Here is a 21,072-nt window from a genome sequence, read left to right as displayed (position 1 = left end):
GGGTGCGCCGCGGGCCCGCTCACGCCAAGCTGTGCAGCATGAGCATCGAGGATTACGGCGGCGGCCAGTGGCCCCAGTCGGACGTGCTGGTCGTGACGACGAACGACGTACCCGGCCACCGGGTGGAGAAGGTCATCGGCGAGGTCTTCGGACTGACGGTCAGGTCCCGGCACCTGGGCAGCCAGATCGGCGCGGGCCTGAAGTCGATGATCGGCGGTGAGCTGAAGGGGCTCACCAAGACGCTGGTGCAGACCCGCAACCAGGCCATGGAGCGGCTCGTCGAGCAGGCACGCGCGCGTGGCGCCAACGCGGTGCTCGCCTTCCGCTTCGACGTGACCGAGGCCGCGGACGTGGGCACGGAGGTGTGCGCGTACGGCACGGCGGTGGTCCTGGCCCGGGAGTGATCCCGGGCCAGGGGGTCAGGAGGTGTGCCGGGCCGCGTTGGCGACGATCGCGTCGCGCAGATAGCCCGCCAGACCGGGGCGGATCTCCTCGTACGTCCGGGTGAAGCGCGGGTCGGTGACGTACATCTCACCCAGGCAGGTGTGCGTCTCGTGCGCGCAGTCGTAGTACGCGCGCGTGATGAACCGCCGGTGTTCCTCCGCCGTGTCCATGGCCTCCTCGGAGCCGGCCGGTGTGCCGGCGGCCAGCAGGTCGGCCATGCGCCGGTGGAGGGCGTCGAACTCCTCGGTGAGGCGTTTCCAGTCGTCCTTGGTGTAGGACGCGGTCCGCTGCCGGGACTGCCGGTAGGCGTCGGTGCCGCCCCAGCGGTCGCGCGCCTCGTCCTCGTACTGGTCCGGGTCGAAGTCTCCGAACACCTCGAACTTCTCCTCGGGCGTGAGGTTGATGCCCATGTTGCGTGCCTCCATGGCGTGTTCGACGGCCGCCGCCATCTTCTGCAGCTTCTCGATCCGGGCGGTCAGCAGTTCGTGCCGGCGGCGCAGGTGCGCGCGCGGGTCTGCCTCCGGGTCGTCGAGCAGGGCCGCGACCTCCTCGAGCGGGAAGCCGAGCTCCCGGTAGAACAGGATCTGCTGCAGCCGGTCGAGGTCGGCGTCGCTGTAGCGCCGGTGGCCCGCGTGGCTGCGCTCGCCCGGGGCGAGCAGGCCGATGTCGTCGTAGTGGTGCAGTGTGCGCACCGTCACTCCGGCGAAACCGGCGACCTGTCCCACGGAGTAGCCCACTTCCGCTCCTTTCTCGGTACGCGCTCCACGGTGGGGCCTTACGTCGCGTGAGGTGCAAGCCGGTTTCCCTCCGGGGGCTGCGCGGCTTCCATCAGCGGCTGTGCGGCACGCTCAGCGGTCGTCCTCCGGATGCCGCTCGCCCGTCGCGTACGGGTTCTCCTCGCCCTCGGCCAGGACGCCGACGAACGGCTCGCCCTCGCCGGCGAAGGTGTAGGCGCCGCGTTCGAGGCGTTCGATCAGGCCCCGGGTCCAGGTGGCGTCGGAGTCGGCCCGGTGGAGCCAGAGGTTCATGATCTCGCCGATGTGGCCGAGCTGTTCGGGGCCGTCCTCGGGGACGTAGTTCTCGGTGACGGCGGTCCGCCACTGCTCGATCCGCCGGATCCGCTCCCTGAGCAGGGCGATCGCCTCGGCCCTCGGCAGGTCGACGAGGAAGCCGATGGCCGCGGACTGGATGTCCATCTTCTGGTCGTAGGCGACCAGGGCCTCCCGCAGCCGCCGGAAGTACTCCGCGGTGCCCGCGTCGGTGATCTCGTACTCGGTGCGGGGCGGGCCGCCGGCCGTGGAGGGGGCGGTCTCGTGCGCGTGCAGCAGCCCCTGCCTGGCCATCTGTTTCAGGGCGTGGTAGATCGAGCCGGGTTTGGCGTTGGACCACTCGTGCGCGCCCCAGTACTCCAGGTCGCCTCGCACCTGGTAGCCGTGGGCCCGCCCGTGCTGACGGACGGCGCCCAGCACCAGCAGACGGATCGCTGACATGCGCTCCAGGTTATGGCCGCCGCTCAGCCGGCCTGCGCCAGGGCCACCAGTTCGAGCGCGGTCCTCCCGGCCTCCGGACCCCGACAGGGTCAAGCGCCGGTCCGGCCAACGTGTTCGATGTGGATCGTGCGCGCCTCCGGATCCAGACGGTACGGAACGCGCCACGTACCGTAATGAAGGCGCCGATGCCGGGTACCCCAGGCGCGGGACCCGTCAGGTCGCTCGTTCTCCGCGAGCCGGTCGGTGGCCCGCAGCAGCGCTTCGACGCTGGGCGGGTCGTCCTTGAGGTGCCCGGCGGCAGCGTCGAGAGCCGCCGGTTCCCACACGACCTGCCAGGTCACTCGCCCTTCCCCGCTGCCTTGAGCAGCGCCAGGCGCGCCTCGTCGTGCGGGATCGGAGTCTCTGCCCGTCCGAGAGCGCGGTCGCGCTCCAGGCGGGCCAGCGCGAGGGCGTCCTCGAGGTCTTCCAGCTCGGCCGGGGAGATGAGCACGGCGGCCGGTACGCCACGGTCGGTCAGCGTGATGTGTTCATGCTGGGCGGCCCGACGGGCGAGCTCGCCGAGCTTGCCCCGCGCCTCCGCGATCGGATACGTAGCAGACATGCATCCAGTGTGCAGCTGGATGCATGTCTCTCCGGAGGAACCAGAAAACTAGAACGGGAAGCCGCTCCGCCCGTGCTGTACCGAGATCCACTTGACCGTGGTGAAGGCGTCCACGGTCGTCTCGCCGTTCAGGCGGCCGACGCCGGAGTGCTTCTCACCGCCGAAGGGGACCAGCGGCTCGTCGTGGACGGTGCCGTCGTTCACGTGGAACATGCCGGTGTCGATCTGCTTCGCGAAGGCGACACCTCGCTCCACGTCCGCCGTGTGGACGGCGCCGCTGAGCCCGTACGGGGTGTCGTTGACGATCCGGACCGCCTCCTCCTCGCCGTCGAACGGGACGACGAAGGCGACCGGACCGAAGACCTCCTGCCGGAGCAGGGAGGAGCCGGCGGGCACGTCCGTCAGGACGGACGGCTCGACGAGGTTGTCGGTGGTACCGCCGCGCACCAGGGCCGTGGCGCCCTCGGCGAGAGCCTGCTCGACGACGCCCGAAAGGGCGTTCGCCTGGGTGGAGTTGATCACCGGTCCGACGACGGTCCGCGGGTCGTTCGGGTCGCCGACCTTCAGCGACTTCACCTTGGCGACGAACTTCTCGGTGAACTCCCCGGCGACCGAGCGGTCGACCAGGACGCGGTTCGCGGCCATGCAGGCCTGGCCCTGATGGACGTACCGGCTGAAGACGGCCGCGTCGACCGCGTAGTCCAGGTCGGCGTCGTCGAGGACGACGATCGCGCTGTTGCCGCCGAGCTCCAGCACCGAGCGCTTGAAGTGGGAGGCGCAGACGGTGGCGACGTGCCGGCCGACCTTGTCGGAACCGGTGAAGGAGATGACCCTCGGGACCGGGTGCTCCAGGAAGGCGTCGCCGATCTCGGCTATGTCCGTGACGACGACGTTGAGCAGACCGGCGGGCAGCCCCGCGTCCTCGAAGATCTTCGCGATCAGGGTGCCGCCGGTGACCGGCGTGTCCTGGTGCGGCTTGAGCACCACGCCGTTGCCGAGGGCGAGGGCCGGGGCGACGGACTTCAGGGACAGCAGGAAGGGGAAGTTGAAGGGGCTGATCACGCCCACGACACCGACCGGGACGCGGTAGACGCGGTTCTCCTTGCCGTCGACCGGGGACGGCAGGATCTTCCCCTCGGGACGCAGCGCCAGGTGGACCGACTCGCGCAGGAACTCCTTGGCGAGATGCAGCTCGAAACCGGCCTTCAGGTGTGTGCCGCCGAGCTCGGCGATGATCGCCTCGGTGATCTCCCGTTCCCGCTCCTCGACCAGGCGCAGCGCCTTCTCCAGGACGGCCCGGCGGGCGTAGGGGTTGGTGGTCGCCCACTCCTTCTGGGCGCGTGCCGCGCTCCGGTAGGCCTGATCCACCTCGTCGACCGTGGCGATGGTGATCGAGGCCAGCTTCTCGCCGTCGTACGGGTTGAAGTCGATGATGTCCCAGGAGCCGCTGCCCGGTCGCCACTCGCCGTCGATGTACTGCTGGGCCAGGTCGGTGAAGTAGGACGGCATCTGATCCCTCAATCCCCTGCTGCCGAGGTGGTCGAAGCAGTCGGGGCCCGATCAACTCCCGATCACTTCTTGTCGGTCTGATCGCGTGTCATCGTACTTGCGAGCGAAAGAAGTTGGGGCCGGAAACGGCTTTCGGCCGGAATCCCCATGACGACGGGTTCCCCATGACGGCGAGTTCCCCATGACGGCGAGTTCCCTACGGCAGCGGATTCCCTACGACAGCTGCAGCAGCCCGCGCAGCAGGTCGCGGCTCTCGTCCGGACCGGGGCTGTCGTGCTGCAGCTCCTCGAGCACCTTCTCGTACTGGGCGACGTCCTCGCGTTTGTCCAGGTAGAGGGCGCTGGTGAGCTGCTCCAGGTAGACCACGTCCGACAGGTCGGACTCCGGGAAGCTGAGGACCGTGAAGGCCCCGGACTCGCCGGCGTGCCCGCCGAAGCTGAACGGCATGATCTGCAGCCGTACGTTGGGCCGCTCGGAGATCTCGATCAGGTGCTGCAGCTGGCCGCGCATCACCTCGCGGTCGCCGTAGGGGCGGCGCAGGGCGGCCTCGTCCAGGACGATGTGCAGGTCGGGCGGGTTCTCGGAGACGAGGTACTTCTGCCGCTCCAGCCGCAGCGCCACCCGTCGCTCCACATCGGCCTCGCTCGCGTCCCGCATGCCGCGGCGGACGACCGCGCGGGCGTACGCCTCGGTCTGCAGCAGCCCGTGCACGAACTGCACCTCGTAGACACGGATCAGCGACGCCGCGCCCTCCAGCCCCACATAGGTGGGGAACCAGCTGGGCAGGACGTCGGAGTAACTGTGCCACCAGCCCGCGACGTTGGCCTCCTTGGCGAGGGAGAGCAGTGAGGTGCGCTCCGTCTCGTCCGTGATGCCGTACAGGGTCAACAGGTCTTCCACGTCTCGGGTCTTGAAGCTCACCCGGCCCAACTCCATCCGGCTGATCTTCGATTCCGAGGCGCGGATCGAGTACCCGGCCGCCTCGCGTGTGATCCCCCGGGATTCACGCAGTCGCCTGAGTTGCGAGCCGAGCAGCATGCGCCGCACCACCGATCCAGGCTCTCCCGCGCTCACGTTCGTCAGCCTCCCCAACCGTCTTCAGGGGCCGCAGTCTGCCACTAAAACACTCCGATCTGTACTCGCGCGGTTACGGAAACGGAAAGAGGCCGGGGGATCCGGACAGGCGACGGCGGCGAGGGGCGGGAAGAAGGCGAACGGCGGGCAAGAAGCTGGCGGAAAAAAATGGCCAACAAGCGGTACGGGGCGACCCAATCCGGTCACGTGCACGTGCATCTGCCCTTGCATCTGCTGTACGCATCCGAAACCATGGTCCCGCACCACCGCCGCATCGCAACGACCGCGAACTCCCGGGAGTGCCTCGCATGGGGACGAATGAATCGACCATGCTCGAGCCGTTACGGCAGGGCCTTCCGCCGTTGGACCCCGCGGCCGTGTCCAGCGCCGCCTCCTGCGCTCTGCCCGCCCGTTACGAAGCGGTGCGCGAGGCACGGCGGTTCACCCGCGCGACGCTCGACGAGTGGGGGCTGAGCGACCGGTTCGACGACGTCTGCCTGGTGGTTTCCGAGCTGGTCACCAACGCCCTGCGGCACGGGCTGCCCCTCGACCGGCACCACCCCGCCGACGAGGGACTGCGGGCCGCCTGTCACGTTCCGGCGCCGGCCACGCTTCTGCACGACACGAGCCCGCACGTGCGCCTGCACCTGCTGCGCTGGACCAAGCGGCTGGTGTGCGCGGTGCGCGACCCCAGCCGGGAGAGCCCGGTCGCCCGCGAGACGGACGACTTCTCGGCGGAGTCGGGCCGCGGCCTGTTCCTCGTCGACTCCTTCAGCGACAGCTGGGGCTGGCACCCACTGGCGGGTGCCCTGCACGGCAAGGTGGTCTGGGCGCTGTTCCGGCTGCGGCCCGCCGACTGACGGACCGCGGCGCTCCACGACGCCACGGCTCTACGCGCGTCACTGTGCGCTGTGCACCCATTGCCCGGAATTGTCGGCGGGCTTGAGGGGCGTCATCCCGCGATCAGGTGGTCGAACTCGCCGTCCTTGACACCCAGCAGCATCGCCTCTATCTCCGCGCGCGTGTAGACGAGGGCGGGACCGTCCGGGAAACGGGAGTTGCGCACGGCCACCTCTCCGCCAGGCAGCCGCGCGAACTCCACACAGGAGCCCTGCGAGTTGCTGTGCCGACTCTTCTGCCAGACCACCCCGCACAGTCGCGTGGCCGCCATGCCGTTGTACACGTCGAACCCCCCGTACCCGCCCTCAACGTCGTGGTCCACAGGTCGCTCCCCGGTGGTGCACTGGCTGGTGTGGCCATTGATGCATCGGTCAACTGAACCGGATCATAACCTTGTTCACCTGCATATGCATGAGCAGATGCACGTGCACGAGGAGTGGTTCGACGGTTACAGCATGGGTGTTCCGCTCTGCCGAAACCGTTGGAGCGTCTGCCCCGACTCCTGCAGGGCATGCGAGCGTCATTCCCCGTCCATGACCTTTCGCGTCGGCATCCGCGCCGGATCGTCCGGATCGAATCCCTCGTGCACCAGAAAAGGACGCGTACCGCGGCCCTCGTGTTCCCACACATGTGTGAGCGTCTGGTGAACGGGGCCGGCCGGACCGGCGCCGGCACGTACATGACCCACCCCGGCACGTGCAGGGCCCCTACGACGGGCACGGTGGAGTCCGTCAACAGAACCACGCTCCGGGCTACCCGCGAGGGTGGTCCCGGCGAGGAGACGTACACCCGCCAGGAGGGTCCGGCACTACCGTCGGACCTGCCCACGGCGAGCCCGGCCGCCCGACGTTCGCGGAGGCCGACGGCGGGGCGGGCAACCGTGCCGCACGCTCGTACGTGATGATCCTTGGACACCCCCACGAGGACACCGCCACGACCCGAGGAACCACTACATGCGCGCCCTTCCGATCACCGTCACCGCCCTTGCCGCAGCCCTTCTCCTCACCGCCTGCGACAGCGGCGGCAGCGACTCCGGGGGCAAGGACTCCGGCAGCAAGAACGCCGACAGCTCGGCCTGCCGGATCGGCGACGTCAAGGTGCAGGTCGGCCCCGCCAACGCCGCACCCGCCGCCGGGGACACGGGCAACGTACCCGTCACTCTCACCAACCGGGGCGCCCAGTGCACCCTGAAGGGTTTCCCCGGCGTCATGCTGTTCGCCGCCGGCACCACGGCGACCGTCCCGGAGGACCGGACCGCCGAGCCGGAGAAGCTCACCCTCGCCAAGGGCGGCACGGCGTCCTTCACGCTCACGTACGTGCGGGGCAAGGAGGGCGACGCGAAGAGCCTCGCCGCGACGTCGCTGAAGCTCAGCCTGCCCGGAGACGCCGACAACCTGGAGGACTTCACGTGGTCCTACGGCCCGGTGCAGGGCAAGAGGGACGCGGACGACCCGGACGCGTCGGTGACGGCCTTCCAGCAGGCGGGGGACTGACGGCGGCGGGGGCCGGGCCGGCCGCGGCGGGGCCGACGGCGGGGTCCTGACGGCTCCGCCGAACCCCGGCGGACAAGGCCTCAGCGCAGCCGTGGGCGTGCCTTCACCTCGGCCCGGTCCGCCGCTTGGGCGCCCTCCGTCCAGCCGGCCGCGTCGCTCACGCCGCGCAGGCGGGTGGTGGTCGTCTCCGGGAACATGCTTTCCAGGCGGTCGGTGACCGCGACGTCCCGGCTCGCCAGGACGGGGAGCAGCTCCTCGGTGACCTGGGCCTCGGCGGTGGCCGCGAGGCGGGTGCCGATGCGGTGGGCGTAGGCGGCGAGGAAGGACTGCCGGAAGGTCTTGGTGCGCCTGCGCCCGCCGGCGCGTTGTTCCGCCTCCGCTCCGGTCATCGCGCTCGTGGCCTGGACCAGCAGCGAGGCGTAGAGCAGTTCGACCGCCTCCAGGTCGGCCGCGAAGCCGACGACCGTGGAGAAGCCGAGGGGTTCGTTCCACACGGCCCGGCAGTGGTTCGCCGTGGCGACCGCGTCCAGCAGCACCGCCTTGGCCTGTTCGTACGGCGGTTCGACACCGATGCGGCAGGCGTCCGGGGCGTCGGGCGACGGGGCGCGGGCGGCGAGCAGCGCCTCGTCGATGCTGTGCCGTGCCATCAGCTCCTGCGCCTTCGTGCTCAGTGCCTCCGCCTCCTCCGGGAAGCCGGTCGCCTCCGCCTTGGCGAGCAGCGCCCGGATCCGGGTCAGCATGCGGGACTCGGGCCGGGGCGCGTGCGCGGGCTCGTGCGCCGGCTCGTCCAGGGGTTCGAGCGGGGGCAGTCGCAGCAGCAGGCGGTACAGCTCCAGGACGGCGGTGGCGTACGAGAAGCGGTCGGTGCGGGTCGGTTGCTCGGTGGTCAGCTCGTCGAGCTGGGCGGCCCAGCGCGGGCCGCGCGGCCGGTCGTCCCCCGCCTGCGCACGGACGAGCGCCGCCAGCAGCCGTACGTGGACGTCGTCCAGCTCCCGCCGCACGATCCGTACGACATCGGCGGGCTGCCAGCCGCGCCGCCACGCCGCTGCGACCAACTCCTGCCCGCGCCGGGCGAGTTCGGCGTCCACCGCGGGGTCGGACGCCAGCAGGGAGGCGCCGGTGTCGAGGGCGTCGTCGGACGAGGCGTACAGGGCGGCGTCGAACGCACGGTCGACGGTACTGGGGGCGGTCACGCCTCGATCGTGCCATGGCCGTACGGCGGGGCGGATGTCTGTCCACAGGCTGTGGACAGACATCCGCCCCGACCGGCCGTCAACTCGCGGTTGACGCTTACCTCTATGTCAACCTACGGTTGACGCATGACGAACCCCGCCATCAGGTCGAGCGTCCGTCTGGACGACCTCATCTCGGCCATCAAGAAAGTCCATCAAGAGCCCCTCGACCAGCTCCAGGACGCCGTACTCGCCGCCGAGCACCTCGACGAGGTGGCGGACCACCTCATCGGCCACTTCGTCGACCAGGCACGGCGCTCCGGCGCCTCCTGGACCGACATCGGCAAGAGCATGGGCGTCACCCGGCAGGCCGCACAGAAGCGGTTCGTGCCCAAGGAGTCCGCCGACCTCGACCCCAGCCAGGGCTTCAGCCGCTACACGCCACGCGCGCGCAAGGTCGTCATGGCCGCCCACGAGGAGGCCAAGGCGGCCAGGAGCTCCGAGGGCACGCCCGCCCACCTCGTCCTCGGCCTGCTCAGCGACCCGGAGTCCCTGGCCGCCATGGCCATCGGCGACCAGGGCGTCTCCCTGGACACGGTCCGCGAGGCCGCGACCGCCGCGCTGCCGCCCGCCTCCGCCGACGCTCCCGAGCTCGTCCCGTACGGCCCGGCCGCCAAGAAGGCCCTGGAGCTCACCTTCCGCGAGGCCCTGCGCCTCAGCCACAACTACATCGGCACCGAACACATCCTGCTGGCCCTGCTGGAGCTGGAGAACGGCCAGGGCGTCCTGAGCGGCCTCGGCCTGGACAAGGCACGCACCGAGGAGTACGTCGTGGCGGTCCTGGCGGAGCTGCTGAAGGACCGCGCGCAGCAGGAACAGGAGGAAAAGGACAGGAGGGAGGGCTGACCGCCCCGGCCGCCCCGCCCTCCGGCTGAACCCGCAGGCCGGAGCCATTGTCAGAGCCGCCTGCGACACTCACAGACATGACCGACCGGTGGGCTCTGGCACCGGCCGAGGACGGTGGCGTCGAAGTCGCCCCCCTCGGCCGGGACGGGCTGCCCGCCGGCCCGGTGCGCCGGGAGCCGGACCTGGTCGCGGCGGTCCGCGGCAGACCGGACGTCACGCGGTGGGTGTGGCGGTCCACCACCGAGGTCTACCCACGCCTGCTCGCCGCGGGCGTGCGGGTGGAGCGGTGCTACGACATCGAGGACGCCGAGACACTCCTCCTCGGCCACGAGGGGCGGTACGGCGAACCCCGCTCGGCGGCCGCCGCCCTGGCCCGTCTGCGCGGCGGTCCCGTACCACCGGACCCACCGCACCGGTCCGCCGAGCCGGGCGCGCAGTCCCCGCTCTTCGAACCCCAGGCCGTCCGTCTGCCGCTGGAGGACCTGCTCGCGGTCTACGCCGAGCAGCAGCGGCGTCACGCGCGAGCCGAGCATCCCGACCGTATGCGTCTGCTGACCGCCGCCGAGTCGGCGGGCACGCTGGTGGCGGCCGAGATGAACCGGGCGGGCCTGCCCTGGCGCGCGGACGTGCACCGCGAGGTGCTGCGCGAACTGCTCGGCGAGCGGTACGCGGGCGGCGGCGGACCCCGCCGCCTGGCCGAGCTCACCGACGAGGTGTCCGCCGCCTTCGGCCACCGGGTCCGGCCCGACCTGCCCGCCGACGTGCTCAAGGCCTTCGCCCGGGCCGGGATCAAGGTCAAGTCCACCCGCCGCTGGGAGATCCAGTCCGTCGACCATCCGGCCGTGAAGCCCCTGCTGGAGTACAAGAAGCTGTACCGGATCTGGGTCGCCCACGGCTGGTCCTGGCTGCAGGACTGGGTGCGGGAGGGGCGCTTCCGGCCGGAGTTCCTGGCGGGCGGCACGGTCACCGGCCGCTGGGTGACCCATGGCGGGGGCGCGCTGCAGATCCCCAGGGTCATCCGCCGGGCCGTCGTGGCGGACCCCGGCTGGCGGCTGGTCGTCGCCGACGCCGACCAGATGGAGCCGCGCGTGCTGGCGGCCGTCTCCCGCGATCCCGGTCTGATGGAGGTGGCCGGCCGGGGGACCGACCTCTACCAGTCCGTCTCCGACCGTGCCTTCTCCGGCGACCGCGCCCAGGCGAAACTCGCCGTGCTCGGCGCGGTCTACGGCCAGACCTCCGGCGACGGCCTGAAGCATCTCGCCGCCCTCAGACGCCGCTTCCCGAAGGCGGTGGCCTACGTCGACGACGCGGCGCGGGCCGGTGAGGAGGGCAGACTCGTACGCACCTGGCTGGGCCGCACCTGTCCACCGCCGGCCGGGAGGCGGGAGGACGCGGCCGAGGAGGCGGGTCTCCCCCAGGACGACCCGGCCGTACCGCCCGCGGCCGACGGCGGTACGTCCGCGGCCGACGGCTGGATACCGGGCTACGCCTCCACCGACTCCCGCGCCCGCGGCCGCTTCGCCCGCAACTTCGTCGTCCAGGGCAGCGCCGCCGACTGGGCCCTGCTGCTGCTCGCCGCGCTGCGCCGCACCTGCCGGGACATGGCGGCCGAGCTGGTCTTCTTCCAGCACGACGAGGTGATCGTGCACTGCCCTGAGGAGGAGGCCGACACGGTCGTCGAGGCGATCCGGCAGACGGCGGAGCTGGCGGGGCGGCTGACGTTCGGCGACACCCCGGTGCGGTTCCCGTTCACGACGGCGGTGGTGGAGTGCTACGCGGACGCGAAGTGAACGCTCCTCCTTCGGACAGCCGGCGACCGGGCCGGACCACGCCGGCCGCTCCGCATACGCCAAGATCTCCGGACGAGTGGAACAACGACCCCGCAGGGAGAACCGACATGCGACTGCGCTGCGCCGTACTCGACGACTTTCAGGGCGTCGCGACCACCGTCGCCGACTGGACGCCGCTGGGCGACAGAGTGGACGTGGTCACGTACACCGAACACTTCGCCACGGAGGACGAACTGGCCGCGGCACTCGCCGATGTCGACATCGTGGTCACCCTGCGCGAACGGGTCCCCTTCCCCGCCCCGCTCCTGAACCGCCTCCCCCGCCTGAAGCTGCTGGTCGCCTCCGGTATGCGCAACTCGGTGATCGACTACGCCGCCGCACGGACGAACGGCGTGACCGTGTGCGGCACGGAGAGCTCCACGACCCCGCCGGTCGAACTGACCTGGGCCCTGCTCCTGGGCCTGGCCCGCGGCATCGTGGCGGAGAACAACGCCCTGCGGTCCGGCGGCCCCTGGCAGTCCACCGTGGGCGCCGACCTGTACGGCCGCCGCCTGGGCCTGCTCGGCCTCGGCAAGATCGGCAGTCGGGTGGCGCAGGTGGGCCTGGCCTTCGGCATGCGGGTCACGGCGTGGAGCCAGAACCTCACGAAGGAGCGGGCGGACCAGGTGGGCGTGGAACTGGCCCCCTCCAAGGAGGACCTGCTGTCGACCGCCGACTTCGTCTCGATCCACCTGGCCCTGGGCGACCGCACCCGCGGCCTGCTCGGCGCCGCCGAACTGGCCCTCCTGAAGCCGACGGCCTACCTGATCAACACCTCCCGCGCCGCGATCGTGGACCAGGACGCCCTGCTCACCGCCCTGCACGAGGCCCGCATCGCCGGCGCGGCCGTGGACGTCTTCGACACCGAACCGCTCCCGCCGAACCACCCGATGCGCACGGCCCCCCGCCTCCTGGCCACCCCCCACCTGGGCTATGTCTCCCAGGCCAACTACGAGCGCTACTACGGCCAGGCGGTGGAGGCCATCGAGGCGTACCTGGCCGGAAGCCCGATCCGCCTCCTCGGCTGACGCACGACTGTCCGCACAACGGGGCCGCCGAGCGGCCCGTACGTTTCGAGCAAGCCGATCATCCGACGGACCCGCCCGACAACCTGTTCAGATGCGCTTCTCACCACCCGCCTTGCGCTCCCTGACTGCCGCGCGGCGAGCCTCCTCCTGGTCCCACAGGGCCTTGAGCTCCCGGGCACGTTCGTCGAGTTCGACCGGCTCGTCCTCGTCCCCGTCCTGCCACAGTCCCTGTTCCTTCAGTTGTTGGGTGTGGACCTCCACCGGAGGCTGCGAGTCGAAGTCACTGGGCCGGGGACCCTCCGGACCGTCGGGCCCGATACGGATCAGCCGCTCGAGTCGCGTGATGCGGAACCGGCGCCCGTCCACGCTCAGGCTGTTGCCGCGCTTCTCGTCCAGCCCGTCGGCGGCCCGTGCGTACTCCGCCCGCTTCTCGTCCGACAGTCGCAGGGTGAACGGCGCCATCACCCGCAGCCAGGCGGCCAGAGCGTCACGCGCTGCCTGCGGCGTGGTGTCCGACGTCCCGGGGTTGTGCGCCTTCCACTCCCCGTCCTCCCGCTCGGAGATCATGAAAGCCGCCGGCAGCAGCACACCGCCCGGGAACCTCTCGACGGCGCGCACCGCGTCCTCCCGCGCCTGGGCCGGCGCTCCGGGGGCGGACCCGACGAACCGTACGAGATCCAGCTTCAGGATGCCGTCGGACAGCCCCGTGCTGACGTACGGATCGACGACGAACCCCTCCGTCCGGGACGGCAGTCGGTACGCCTCGCCCACCTCGCCCGGGTCGGGGTCGGAGGGGCGGGGCGGTTCCGGCCCGCTGCGCCCCATACGGATGAACTTCGACGCACGCACGATGCGGAACCGCTCTCCACGGACCCGGATCTCGTCGATCACCTCCCGGTCCATCCGCAACGCCGCCGCCATCCACGTCTTCTGTCCCTCCGCGTCACCGGCCTTCTCGGCCTCCTGGGCACGCAGACGGAAGTGCGACCCCAAGGAGTCCCTGGCCCCCTGGGGTTCGGAGTCGCCGCACCTGCCCAACAGCTCCCAGCCGCCGGCGTCACGTTCCCGCGCGTAGAAGAACTCCGGCAGCCCCACCCCCAACAGCTCGGGGTAGAGCTCTCGCGCCTGCCACGCTTCCTGGTCGGCAAGGGCCGCGATGGGCCCTTCGGTCGGGGCGACCCTGAAACTGAGGTAGGCGGGCACTCGATCCGCGTAACCAGTCATGTACTCACTGTGCCCGAAGCCGCGACAGCGACGCCGAGGAACCAGAAAACCAGCCCGGCTCGCTTGATCCACCGCCCCTTCGGCATGACACGTCGACCCTGCGTTCGTCAACTAGTCAAGCTTGACTACCCCCAGGAGGGGCGTTACTTTCACCGCGAGAAGTCAAGTTTGACTACATGGGCCGGAGGAGACGCATGACCGACGCGATCGTCGTCGAGGACGTACGGAAGCGGTACGGGGAGAAGGCCGCCCTGGACGGGTTGAACCTGCGGGTGGGACGCGGCACCGTGCACGGTCTGCTCGGTCCGAACGGCTCGGGCAAGACCACGGCCGTACGGATACTGACCACCCTGCTGCGGCCGGACGCGGGCCGCGTGCAGGTGGCCGGATGCGACGTCCTGCGGCAGGCCGCCCGGGTGCGTGGCCGCATCGGTCTGCTCGGCCAGCACGCCGCGCTCGACGAGGAGCTCGGCGGCCGGCAGAACCTGGAGATGTTCGGGCGGCTCCACCACCTCGGCGCCCGGCGTGCCCGCGTCCGGGCCGACGAACTGCTGGACCGCTTCGGCCTCACGGACACCGGCGGCAAACAGGTCAAGCGGTACAGCGGCGGCATGCGGCGCCGGCTCGACCTCGCAGCCTCGCTGATCACCGAGCCGGAGGTGCTGTTCCTGGACGAGCCGACCACCGGGCTCGACCCGCGCGGCCGGGCCGAGGTGTGGGCCTCGGTGCGCTCCCTGGTCGGCGGCGGCACCACCGTGCTGCTCACCACCCAGTACCTGGAGGAGGCCGACCAGCTCGCCGACCGCATCTCGGTGGTCGACCGGGGGCGGGTCATCGCCGACGGCACCGCCGACGAGCTGAAGGCCCGCACCGGCGGCGACCGCATCGACGTCGTCCTGCGCGACTCGGGCCGGCTGGGCGCCGCGGTGGCCCTGCTGCCGTTCGCCGCCGAGAACGTCTCGGTGGACACCGACCGCCGGCTGTTCAGCGCTCCGGTCACCAACCGGATGAGCGCCCTCACCCAGGTCGTACGGGCCCTGGAGGCGGCGGGCATCGAGGCGGAGGACATCGCGCTGCGCAGGCCCACCCTGGACGAGGTGTTCCTGCACCTGACAGGACGCTCCACGGAGACGGCGGCACAGAAGGCGGCAGCACAGGAAGCGGCGGCACAGGAAACGGCAGCGCAGCAGACGGCGGCACAGGACGCGGCTCGGGCCGGGGAGGTCGTATGAGCACGGTGAGCACAGCGAGCACGACGGACGCGGTGCGCGAGGGAGACGGCGGCAACAGCGTCGTCCTCGCCCTGAGCGACTTCTGGACCATGACCCGGCGGGAACTCGCCCACTGGGGGCGGCAGCCGGTACAGGTGGCCGTCGGCGTGGTCTTCCCCGTGATGATCCTGCTGATGTTCGGCTATCTGATCGGCGGCGGCCGGGACGTCGACGGCGACTACATCGACTATCTGGTGCCCGGAACCCTCGCGCTGACCATGGCCTTCGGCCTGGAGAGCACGGTGATCGCCGTCACCCGGGACCTCAACAAGGGCGTGATCGACCGGTTCCGGTCCATGCCGATGGCCAACGGCGCGGTCCTGGTGGGCCGTTCGGCGGCGGACATGCTGCAGTCGGCGTTGAGCCTCGCCGTGATGATCGGTGCCGGGTACGCGATCGGCTGGCGGACGCACACGACGGCGGGTGGGTTCCTGGGCGCCGTGGGGCTGTTGCTGCTGTTCCGGTTCGCGATGCTGTGGATCGGCATCCACCTGGCGCTGGTGGCGGGGAAACCTGAACTCGTGCAGGCCGTGCAGATCCTGGTCTGGCCGGTCGGTTTCCTGTCCAACGCCATCGCGACCCCCCGGTCCATGCCGGACTGGCTGGGCACGGTGGTCCAGTGGAACCCCTTGTCCCGGACGGCGACGGCGGTACGGGACCTGACCAGCGGCGTCGGCGGCGAACCCGGCCACGTCTGGGCCGCCGTACTCTGCCCGCTGGCCCTGCTGGCGGTCTTCTTCCCGCTGGCCCTGCGCCGGTTCACCGGACTCAGCCATTAGAACCCGCTTCAGCTGTCGGACCCCGCTGCCGATCCCAAGGGCGAAAGCCGCCGGCTGGACACCGATGTGCCGTTGGTGACGGCTCCGCCGCACACGCGGCGCAGGACGAACCGGGGTTCTACTCCTTCTGCTCCGGGGAGCGGGCGGAGCGCTGGACGGACGCCGTGGCGCCGGCCGTCTCGGTACGGCCCACGGCCAACCGCAGCGTCACGGCAGCCGCGGCTCCCGCCACCAGGCCGAAGGTCAGTGCGGCCGGGACGCCGTCACCGAGGCCGGCGGACAGGTGGAGCACCCCCCAGCGCAGACCCGTCCCGCCCATGGCCATCCTCAGCAACTGGCTCGCCAGCAGCCCGAGGACGGTCGCGCACACCGCGCCGACCGCCATCGCCGGGACGGTGGCTCGGGTCAGCAGCACGGGCAGCCGCCGCAGCGCCCACCACACGACGGCGAGCAGCAGCACCTCGGCGGTCCGGTACAGGAGCCAGTCGTCGAGCGGGACACCCGTCGGCCCCGTCCAGGCGCCGAGCAGCAGCCACTGGCGCAGGAGCTCGCCCGGTTCTGAGAACAGCCCGTCGTGCGGGGAGAACGTCTGGATGCGGGCGGCGACCGACTGGTGCGAGAGGACCACCAAGGACACCGCGACGACCGCGGTCCCCACGGCGGCGGCCAGGCGGGCGGCGCGCTCCGGCGTGGCCTCCCGCACCGGCACGTCGGCGCCCTTCGCGGTCACCCGCGCCACGAGCACCGTCCCCACCGCCGCGACCAGCGCGGCCACCACCACAATCTGCCGCCCGGACGAGATCACACTCGCCAGCTGGGGCAGGAAACGGTAACTGCCGTGCCCATGCGAGGCGATCAGCCAAGGCGCGGACACGGTCACCGCCAGGGTCCCGGCCACCAGACCCCAGGCCCACACCGCGAGCAGCGTGGCGGTCAGCCGGCCGTGCACCGGCGGCAGCCTGCGGACCAGGAGCAGCGCCCCGGGCACGAAAAAGACGAAGACCGCGCCGAACCGGATCTGCATCGCGGTGTGGTAAAGCGCGAGGTACCGGGTGCTGTCGGCCCCGGACACGTCGGTGCCGAGCCGGACCGAGGTCGGAGGGTCGTACGACCAGGGCATGAGCCAGCGTCCGAGCTCGGCGGCGGCCTGACCGCCGAGCACGTCGACGGCGCCCTGCAGATGAAGCGCGTGCACACTCGCCCCCGCCCACCACAGAAGCACTGTGACCAGCAGCCCCCCGACCAGCGCTGGTATCGCCGCGCGCCCATACGTCACGTACCGTCCCCCGCCTTCAGTGCGCGCCTACCACGCTTCCCCTGTTCGGGCGGAGACTACGGGGCTCTGATCACACACAGATCACGGCCATACGTCAAACCCCAGGTCAGCACATACCTGACCTGGGGTTCCCTGGAGCCGCTTTCGGGATTCGAACCCGAGACCTACGCATTACGAGTGCGTTGCTCTGGCCATCTGAGCTAAAGCGGCGTGCTGTCGCACCATGGTGCGATCGGCAACGTCGGTAAGTCTACACAGTTTCCCGGGGTGCTTCGTACGCGCCCCGGGGCTCCCCGGGCGGGGTGCGTGGGTCAGGCGCAGCGCTTGCCGTTCGGGGGTGGGGTGCCGTCCAGGAGGTAGGTGTTGATCGCGGAGTCGACGCAGCTGCTGCCGCGGCCGTAGGCGGTGTGGCCGTCGCCGTCGTAGGTGAGGAGGCGGGCCGAGGAGAGCTGGCGGGAGAGGGACTGGGCCCAGCGGTAGGGGGTGGCCGGGTCGCGGGTGGTGCCGACGACCACGATGGGGGCGGCACCCCTGGCCTCGATGCGGTGCGGCTCGGCGATGGGCTTGACCGGCCAGTACGCGCAGTTCAGGGAGGCCCAGGCGAGGCCGCGGCCGAAGACCGGGGAGGCCTTTTCGAAGGTGGGGAGGGACTTCTCCACCTGCTCGCGGGTGGCGAAGGCCGGTGGGAGGTCCAGGCAGTTCACGGCGGCGTTGGCGTACATCAGGTTGCTGTAGCGGCCGTCGGCGTCGCGTTCGTAGTAGCTGTCGGACAACACGAGCAGGCCGGCGCCGTTGTTCTCCTTCATCGCCGAGGTCAGCGCCTCGCGCAGCCGCGGCCAGGCCGACTTGTCGTACATCGCCGCGATCACCCCGGTGGTGGCCAGCGTCTCGCCGAGGCGGCGGCCGTCCGCGTCGCCGGCGGGGATCGGGTGGGCGTCGAGCTTGCGGAAGAAGGCCGCGAGGCGGTCGCCGACCTGCCGCAGCGTCGTGCCCCGGCCGCCGAGCGGGCAGTCGCTCTGCCGTACGCAGTCCTTCGCGAACGACTGGAACGCCGTCTCGAAGCCCGCCGTCTGGTCCAGGTTCATCCGGTACGAGGACAGGGCCGGGTCCATCGCGCCGTCCAGGACGAGGCGGCCCACCCGGCCCGGGAACAAGCCGGCGTACGTCGCCCCGAGGAACGTCCCGTACGACGCGCCCACGTAGTTCAGCCTGCTGTCGCCGAGCACCGCCCGCAGGATGTCCATGTCCCGGGCCGCCTCGGCGGTGGAGACGTGCCGGAGCAGACGGGGGGCGCGGGCGCCGCAGCCCTCCGCGAACTTGCGGTGCGCGTCGACAAGCGCGTCCGTCTCCCTGCGGTCGTCAGGTGTGACGTCCGTCTGCGTGTGCGTGTCCATGGCCCGGTCGTCCAGGCACTGGACCGGCTCGCTGCGGGCGACACCGCGCGGGTCCATCGCGACCATGTCGTAGCGGGCACGGACCTGCGCCGGGTAGCCGGCACCGGCGAACTGCTGCAGAAAGGCGATGGCCGAGCCGCCCGGCCCACCCGGGTTCACCAGGAGGGAGCCGAGGCGCTTGCCCGGGCCGGTCGCCTTCTTGCGCGCGACGGCCAGCCGGACGTCGCCCGCGCCGGGCCGTTCGTAGTCGAGCGGTGCCTTCATCGTGGCGCACTCGAAGCCGGGCACCCCGCAGCTCCGCCAGGTCGGCTTCTGCCCGTAGTACGGCGACAGGGCGGACGGCGTGGACGACGGCAGCGGCGCCAGCACCGCCTGCACCGCGGGGGCGGTCCGGTGCGACTCATCTCCGGAGGAGCAGGCCGAGGCCAGCAGCAGCGCGGCGGCCGCCAGGAGGGTGCCGCCCTTGCGGGTGCGGCGGACACGGCTGCTCGGAGGGTGGTTCGGACGGAGGGCGCGCCTGATGTGCATCAAGCGAGAGTAACGCTCAGCGATCAGCTGAGTGCTTTGCGTGCCCGATATGCCTCGTACGAGTGACGTCGGCGGCCCCGGTGACGCCGTCCTCGTCAGCCCGCTCTCAGGGCCATCGTCATCGCCTCCACCGCCAGGAGCGGGGCCACGTTGCGGTTCAGGGCGTCGTGGCAGGCGGCGATCGCCTCTATGCGGCGCAGGGTCGACTCCGGGGAGCTGTCTCGGGCGATCCGCTCCAGGGTGTCCTCGACGTCCGCGTTGGCGATCGCCGCACGGGAGCCGAACTGGAGGGCCAGGACGTCGCGGTAGAAGCCGGTGAGGTCGGTCAGGGCGAGGTCGAGGCTGTCGCGCTGGGTGCGGGTGCGGCGGCGCTTCTGCCTGTCCTCCAGGTCCTTCATCACGCCCGCCGTCCCCCGGGGCAGCCGGCCGCCCTGCGCCGCGCCCAGCGCCGCCTTCAGTTCCTCGGTCTCCTTGGCGTCCACCTCCTCGGCGAGCGACTTGGCGTCGTCCGCCGCCGCGTCGACCAGCTCCTGGGCCGCCTTGAGGCAGCCCCCGATCTCGTCGAGGCGCAGCGGGAGCTTCAGGACGGTGGCACGGCGTTCGCGCGCGGCCGGGTCGGTGGCCAGGCGGCGGGCCCGGTCGACGTGGCCCTGGGTGGCGCGGGCGGCGGCGGCCGCGACACCGGGTTCGACGCCCTCGCGGCGTACGAGCATGTCGGCCACGGCGTCCACCGACGGTGTGCGCAGGTTCACGTGGCGGCAGCGGGAGCGGATCGTGGGCAGGACGTCCTCGATCGAGGGGGCGCACAGCAGCCAGACCGTGCGCGGGGCCGGTTCCTCGACGGCCTTCAGGACGGCGTTGGCGGACTTCTCGTTCAGCCGCTCGGCGTCCTCGACGAGGATCACCTGCCAGCGGCCGGTCGCCGGGGAGGTGAACGACTTGCGGACGGTGTCCCGCATGTCGTCGGCCAGGATCTGTGTGCCGACGGCCGCCACCGTGGTGACGTCCGCGTGGGTGCCGACCAGCGTCGTATGACAGCCGTCGCAGAAGCCGCAGCCGGGGGCTCCGCCGAGGGCGCGGTCGGGGCTCACGCACTGCAGCGCGGCGGCGAAGGCGCGCGCCGTCTGTGTGATCCCCGCGCCGGGCGGTCCCGTGAACAGCCACGCATGCGTCATCCTCGACGCCTCCGGCGGCGGCGTGTCGGCGGCGGCCGCGGTGACCAGGGCGTCGGCGTCCCGGGCAGCGGCGCCCAGTTGCTCGCTGACCTTCTCCTGCCCGACGAGGTCGTCCCACACGCTCATGGGTCACGCCGCCCTTTCGTCATGGTTCGTGGTGCGAGATCCATTGTGCGGGGTGCCACTGACAACGGGGGCGGGCGGCCTCCGCCCGTCCCCCGTCATGGGGCTCAGCGCCGTCGGCCGCGTCCCCAGCCGTCGTCCCGACCGTCGTCGGGCTCCCCGTCGTCCTCGCGCGGCCCCAGCAGTTCGTCCGCCAGCGTCGGCAGGTCGTCGAGCGGGGTCGCCTCGGCCCAGTCCGGCCGCGGCCGTCGCCGGGCGGCGCTCTCGGCGTCCACCCGGGGCAGCTCCCGCGTGCGGTCCTCGCCCTCGTCGGGCCGGGCGGCCGGGGACGGCTCGTCCCGGAAGAAGCCGGGCGGAACCCGGTCCGCGGGGTCGTCGTCCCGTACGGGAGGCAGGACAGCCGTCTCATCGGCGGCCGCCCCGCCGGAGCCCACGGGCGGCAGCACGGCGGTCTCGTCGGCCGCCCCCGGCCGGACCGGCGGCAGCACGGCGGTCTCGTCAGCCGCCCCCGGCGGAACCGGCGGCAGCACCGCCGTCTCGTCCGCTGCCCCCGGCGGAACCGGCGGCTGCGGCAGCTTCGCGGTCACCTCGGACTCGGACTCCCCGGACTGCCCGACCGCCCGCGACCCTCGCCTCCCGGATCCCCGGGACGCCCCGCGGGAGTTGTCGCCCGAGCCCTCGCCCGAAGGTTCCCGCACCGGAGGCAGCACCGCCGTCTCGTCCGCCGGCCCGCCCGACGCGTTCGTCGGCGTCACCACCGGTGTCGGCACGGTCACCGCCTCCGGCGGCACCGCAGCGGCCGCGGGGGCCGTGGACCGGCGCGGGCCCGCCTGCGCGGTGGCCGCCGCCTGCTCCG

At 71.7% G+C, this 21,072-nt stretch carries 20 protein-coding genes, 1 tRNA gene and 1 pseudogene; 8 read left to right on the top strand and 14 right to left on the bottom strand.

What is annotated here, in order from left to right:
• Positions 1-38: 38 nt before the first annotated feature.
• Positions 39-404 carry a YbjQ family protein gene (locus DEP02_RS21685; RefSeq protein WP_112469353.1) on the top strand — a complete coding sequence of 122 codons (366 nt, stop codon included), beginning with the start codon at positions 39-41 and terminating at the stop codon, positions 402-404.
• Positions 405-419: 15 nt separating this feature from the next.
• Here DEP02_RS21685 and DEP02_RS21680 read toward each other — a convergent pair whose 3' ends face one another.
• The 6 genes from DEP02_RS21680 to DEP02_RS21655 form a co-directional block, all read right to left on the bottom strand.
• Entirely contained in the window at positions 420-1,181 is a 762-nt protein-coding gene (locus DEP02_RS21680) for a MerR family transcriptional regulator (RefSeq protein ID WP_112469352.1), read from the bottom strand.
• 111 nt (positions 1,182-1,292) lie between these two features.
• On the bottom strand, positions 1,293-1,934 hold the full coding sequence (locus DEP02_RS21675; RefSeq protein WP_112469351.1) for a PadR family transcriptional regulator: 642 nt from the start codon (positions 1,932-1,934) through the stop codon (positions 1,293-1,295).
• An 89-nt stretch (positions 1,935-2,023) separates the two neighbouring features.
• On the bottom strand, positions 2,024-2,275 hold the full coding sequence (locus DEP02_RS21670; protein WP_112469350.1) for a type II toxin-antitoxin system RelE family toxin: 252 nt from the start codon (positions 2,273-2,275) through the stop codon (positions 2,024-2,026).
• The gene (locus DEP02_RS21665; RefSeq protein ID WP_112469349.1) at positions 2,272-2,535 is read right to left on the bottom strand and encodes a type II toxin-antitoxin system prevent-host-death family antitoxin; all 264 of its coding nucleotides are present in this window, start codon (positions 2,533-2,535) and stop codon (positions 2,272-2,274) included. The genes DEP02_RS21670 and DEP02_RS21665 overlap by 4 nt, the downstream gene beginning before the upstream one ends.
• 48 nt (positions 2,536-2,583) lie before the next feature.
• A complete protein-coding gene (locus tag DEP02_RS21660) occupies positions 2,584-4,044 on the bottom strand; it encodes an aldehyde dehydrogenase family protein (protein WP_112469348.1) in 1,461 nt (486 codons plus the stop codon).
• 213 nt (positions 4,045-4,257) lie between these two features.
• The gene (locus tag DEP02_RS21655; protein WP_500299665.1) at positions 4,258-5,094 is read right to left on the bottom strand and encodes a Sco1979 family transcriptional regulator; all 837 of its coding nucleotides are present in this window, start codon (positions 5,092-5,094) and stop codon (positions 4,258-4,260) included.
• A gap of 353 nt (positions 5,095-5,447) precedes the next feature.
• On the opposite strand from DEP02_RS21655, the gene DEP02_RS21645 reads away from it, so the two are divergent.
• Positions 5,448-5,978: an ATP-binding protein gene (locus DEP02_RS21645; protein ID WP_112469346.1), complete on the top strand. Its 531-nt coding sequence runs from the start codon at positions 5,448-5,450 to the stop codon at positions 5,976-5,978.
• Positions 5,979-6,070: 92 nt separating this feature from the next.
• Here DEP02_RS21645 and DEP02_RS21640 read toward each other — a convergent pair whose 3' ends face one another.
• Entirely contained in the window at positions 6,071-6,340 is a 270-nt protein-coding gene (locus DEP02_RS21640) for a DUF397 domain-containing protein (RefSeq protein WP_112469345.1), read from the bottom strand.
• 631 nt (positions 6,341-6,971) lie between these two features.
• Here DEP02_RS21640 and DEP02_RS21625 point away from each other — a divergent pair.
• On the top strand, positions 6,972-7,511 hold the full coding sequence (locus DEP02_RS21625; RefSeq protein WP_112469342.1) for a DUF4232 domain-containing protein: 540 nt from the start codon (positions 6,972-6,974) through the stop codon (positions 7,509-7,511).
• 80 nt (positions 7,512-7,591) lie between these two features.
• Here the strand turns inward: DEP02_RS21625 and DEP02_RS21620 are convergent, their stop codons facing one another.
• Positions 7,592-8,704, bottom strand: a complete 1,113-nt coding sequence (locus tag DEP02_RS21620; RefSeq protein WP_112469341.1) for a DUF2786 domain-containing protein — start codon at positions 8,702-8,704, stop codon at positions 7,592-7,594.
• Between the two features lie 126 nt (positions 8,705-8,830).
• On the opposite strand from DEP02_RS21620, the gene DEP02_RS21615 reads away from it, so the two are divergent.
• The 3 genes from DEP02_RS21615 (at position 8,831) to DEP02_RS21605 (ending at position 12,446) form a co-directional block, all read left to right on the top strand.
• Entirely contained in the window at positions 8,831-9,589 is a 759-nt protein-coding gene (locus DEP02_RS21615) for a Clp protease N-terminal domain-containing protein (protein ID WP_112469340.1), read from the top strand.
• A gap of 77 nt (positions 9,590-9,666) precedes the next feature.
• On the top strand, positions 9,667-11,379 hold the full coding sequence (locus DEP02_RS21610) for a bifunctional 3'-5' exonuclease/DNA polymerase (RefSeq protein WP_112469339.1): 1,713 nt from the start codon (positions 9,667-9,669) through the stop codon (positions 11,377-11,379).
• Positions 11,380-11,486: 107 nt separating this feature from the next.
• Entirely contained in the window at positions 11,487-12,446 is a 960-nt protein-coding gene (locus DEP02_RS21605) for a D-2-hydroxyacid dehydrogenase family protein (protein WP_112469338.1), read from the top strand.
• An 87-nt stretch (positions 12,447-12,533) separates the two neighbouring features.
• Here DEP02_RS21605 and DEP02_RS21600 read toward each other — a convergent pair whose 3' ends face one another.
• On the bottom strand, positions 12,534-13,670 hold the full coding sequence (locus tag DEP02_RS21600) for a DUF5954 family protein (protein ID WP_112469337.1): 1,137 nt from the start codon (positions 13,668-13,670) through the stop codon (positions 12,534-12,536).
• A 194-nt stretch (positions 13,671-13,864) separates the two neighbouring features.
• Here DEP02_RS21600 and DEP02_RS21595 point away from each other — a divergent pair, with 194 nt between their 5' ends.
• Positions 13,865-14,902 carry an ATP-binding cassette domain-containing protein gene (locus DEP02_RS21595; protein WP_112469336.1) on the top strand — a complete coding sequence of 346 codons (1,038 nt, stop codon included), beginning with the start codon at positions 13,865-13,867 and terminating at the stop codon, positions 14,900-14,902.
• Positions 14,899-15,720: an ABC transporter permease gene (locus DEP02_RS21590; RefSeq protein ID WP_112469335.1), complete on the top strand. Its 822-nt coding sequence runs from the start codon at positions 14,899-14,901 to the stop codon at positions 15,718-15,720. Before DEP02_RS21595 ends, DEP02_RS21590 begins: the two co-directional genes overlap by 4 nt.
• A 118-nt stretch (positions 15,721-15,838) precedes the next feature.
• On the opposite strand, the gene DEP02_RS21585 is transcribed toward DEP02_RS21590, so the two are convergent.
• The 5 genes and pseudogenes from DEP02_RS21585 to DEP02_RS21565 all read right to left on the bottom strand — a co-directional run.
• Entirely contained in the window at positions 15,839-16,996 is a 1,158-nt protein-coding gene (locus tag DEP02_RS21585) for a hypothetical protein (protein WP_232839223.1), read from the bottom strand.
• Between the two features lie 133 nt (positions 16,997-17,129).
• Positions 17,130-17,206, bottom strand: a tRNA-Thr gene (locus DEP02_RS21580).
• 101 nt (positions 17,207-17,307) lie between these two features.
• Positions 17,308-18,918 (bottom strand): alpha/beta hydrolase, encoded by a 1,611-nt coding sequence (locus DEP02_RS21575; RefSeq protein WP_112469334.1) that lies wholly within the window; start codon positions 18,916-18,918, stop codon positions 17,308-17,310.
• Positions 18,919-19,013: 95 nt separating this feature from the next.
• On the bottom strand, positions 19,014-20,219 hold the full coding sequence (locus DEP02_RS21570; RefSeq protein WP_112469333.1) for a DNA polymerase III subunit delta': 1,206 nt from the start codon (positions 20,217-20,219) through the stop codon (positions 19,014-19,016).
• Between the two features lie 104 nt (positions 20,220-20,323).
• A pseudogene (locus DEP02_RS21565) lies at positions 20,324-21,072 on the bottom strand (dTMP kinase); the annotation flags it as partial.

Source organism: Streptomyces triticisoli (genome assembly GCF_003270085.1).
In the GTDB taxonomy this organism is placed as follows: Bacteria; Actinomycetota; Actinomycetes; order Streptomycetales; family Streptomycetaceae; genus Streptomyces; species Streptomyces triticisoli.
The sequence above is the reverse complement of the archived record's forward strand: the minus strand, read 5'-3'. Positions and strand labels throughout refer to the sequence as shown.

What these genes read in the sequence shown, in the direction of transcription:
- DEP02_RS21615 (WP_112469340.1), top strand. Translation starts at nt 8,831, where the DNA reads ATGACGAACCCCGCCATCAGGTCGAGCGTCCGTCTGGACGACCTCATC.
- DEP02_RS21625 (WP_112469342.1), top strand. Translation starts at nt 6,972, where the DNA reads ATGCGCGCCCTTCCGATCACCGTCACCGCCCTTGCCGCAGCCCTTCTC.
- DEP02_RS21595 (WP_112469336.1), top strand. Translation starts at nt 13,865, where the DNA reads ATGACCGACGCGATCGTCGTCGAGGACGTACGGAAGCGGTACGGGGAG.
- DEP02_RS21570 (WP_112469333.1), bottom strand. Translation starts at nt 20,219, where the DNA reads ATGAGCGTGTGGGACGACCTCGTCGGGCAGGAGAAGGTCAGCGAGCAA.
- DEP02_RS21605 (WP_112469338.1), top strand. Translation starts at nt 11,487, where the DNA reads ATGCGACTGCGCTGCGCCGTACTCGACGACTTTCAGGGCGTCGCGACC.
- DEP02_RS21645 (WP_112469346.1), top strand. Translation starts at nt 5,448, where the DNA reads ATGCTCGAGCCGTTACGGCAGGGCCTTCCGCCGTTGGACCCCGCGGCC.
- DEP02_RS21665 (WP_112469349.1), bottom strand. Translation starts at nt 2,535, where the DNA reads ATGTCTGCTACGTATCCGATCGCGGAGGCGCGGGGCAAGCTCGGCGAG.
- DEP02_RS21675 (WP_112469351.1), bottom strand. Translation starts at nt 1,934, where the DNA reads ATGTCAGCGATCCGTCTGCTGGTGCTGGGCGCCGTCCGTCAGCACGGG.
- DEP02_RS21610 (WP_112469339.1), top strand. Translation starts at nt 9,667, where the DNA reads ATGACCGACCGGTGGGCTCTGGCACCGGCCGAGGACGGTGGCGTCGAA.
- DEP02_RS21590 (WP_112469335.1), top strand. Translation starts at nt 14,899, where the DNA reads ATGAGCACGGTGAGCACAGCGAGCACGACGGACGCGGTGCGCGAGGGA.
- DEP02_RS21660 (WP_112469348.1), bottom strand. Translation starts at nt 4,044, where the DNA reads ATGCCGTCCTACTTCACCGACCTGGCCCAGCAGTACATCGACGGCGAG.
- DEP02_RS21685 (WP_112469353.1), top strand. Translation starts at nt 39, where the DNA reads ATGAGCATCGAGGATTACGGCGGCGGCCAGTGGCCCCAGTCGGACGTG.
- DEP02_RS21600 (WP_112469337.1), bottom strand. Translation starts at nt 13,670, where the DNA reads ATGACTGGTTACGCGGATCGAGTGCCCGCCTACCTCAGTTTCAGGGTC.
- DEP02_RS21575 (WP_112469334.1), bottom strand. Translation starts at nt 18,918, where the DNA reads ATGCACATCAGGCGCGCCCTCCGTCCGAACCACCCTCCGAGCAGCCGT.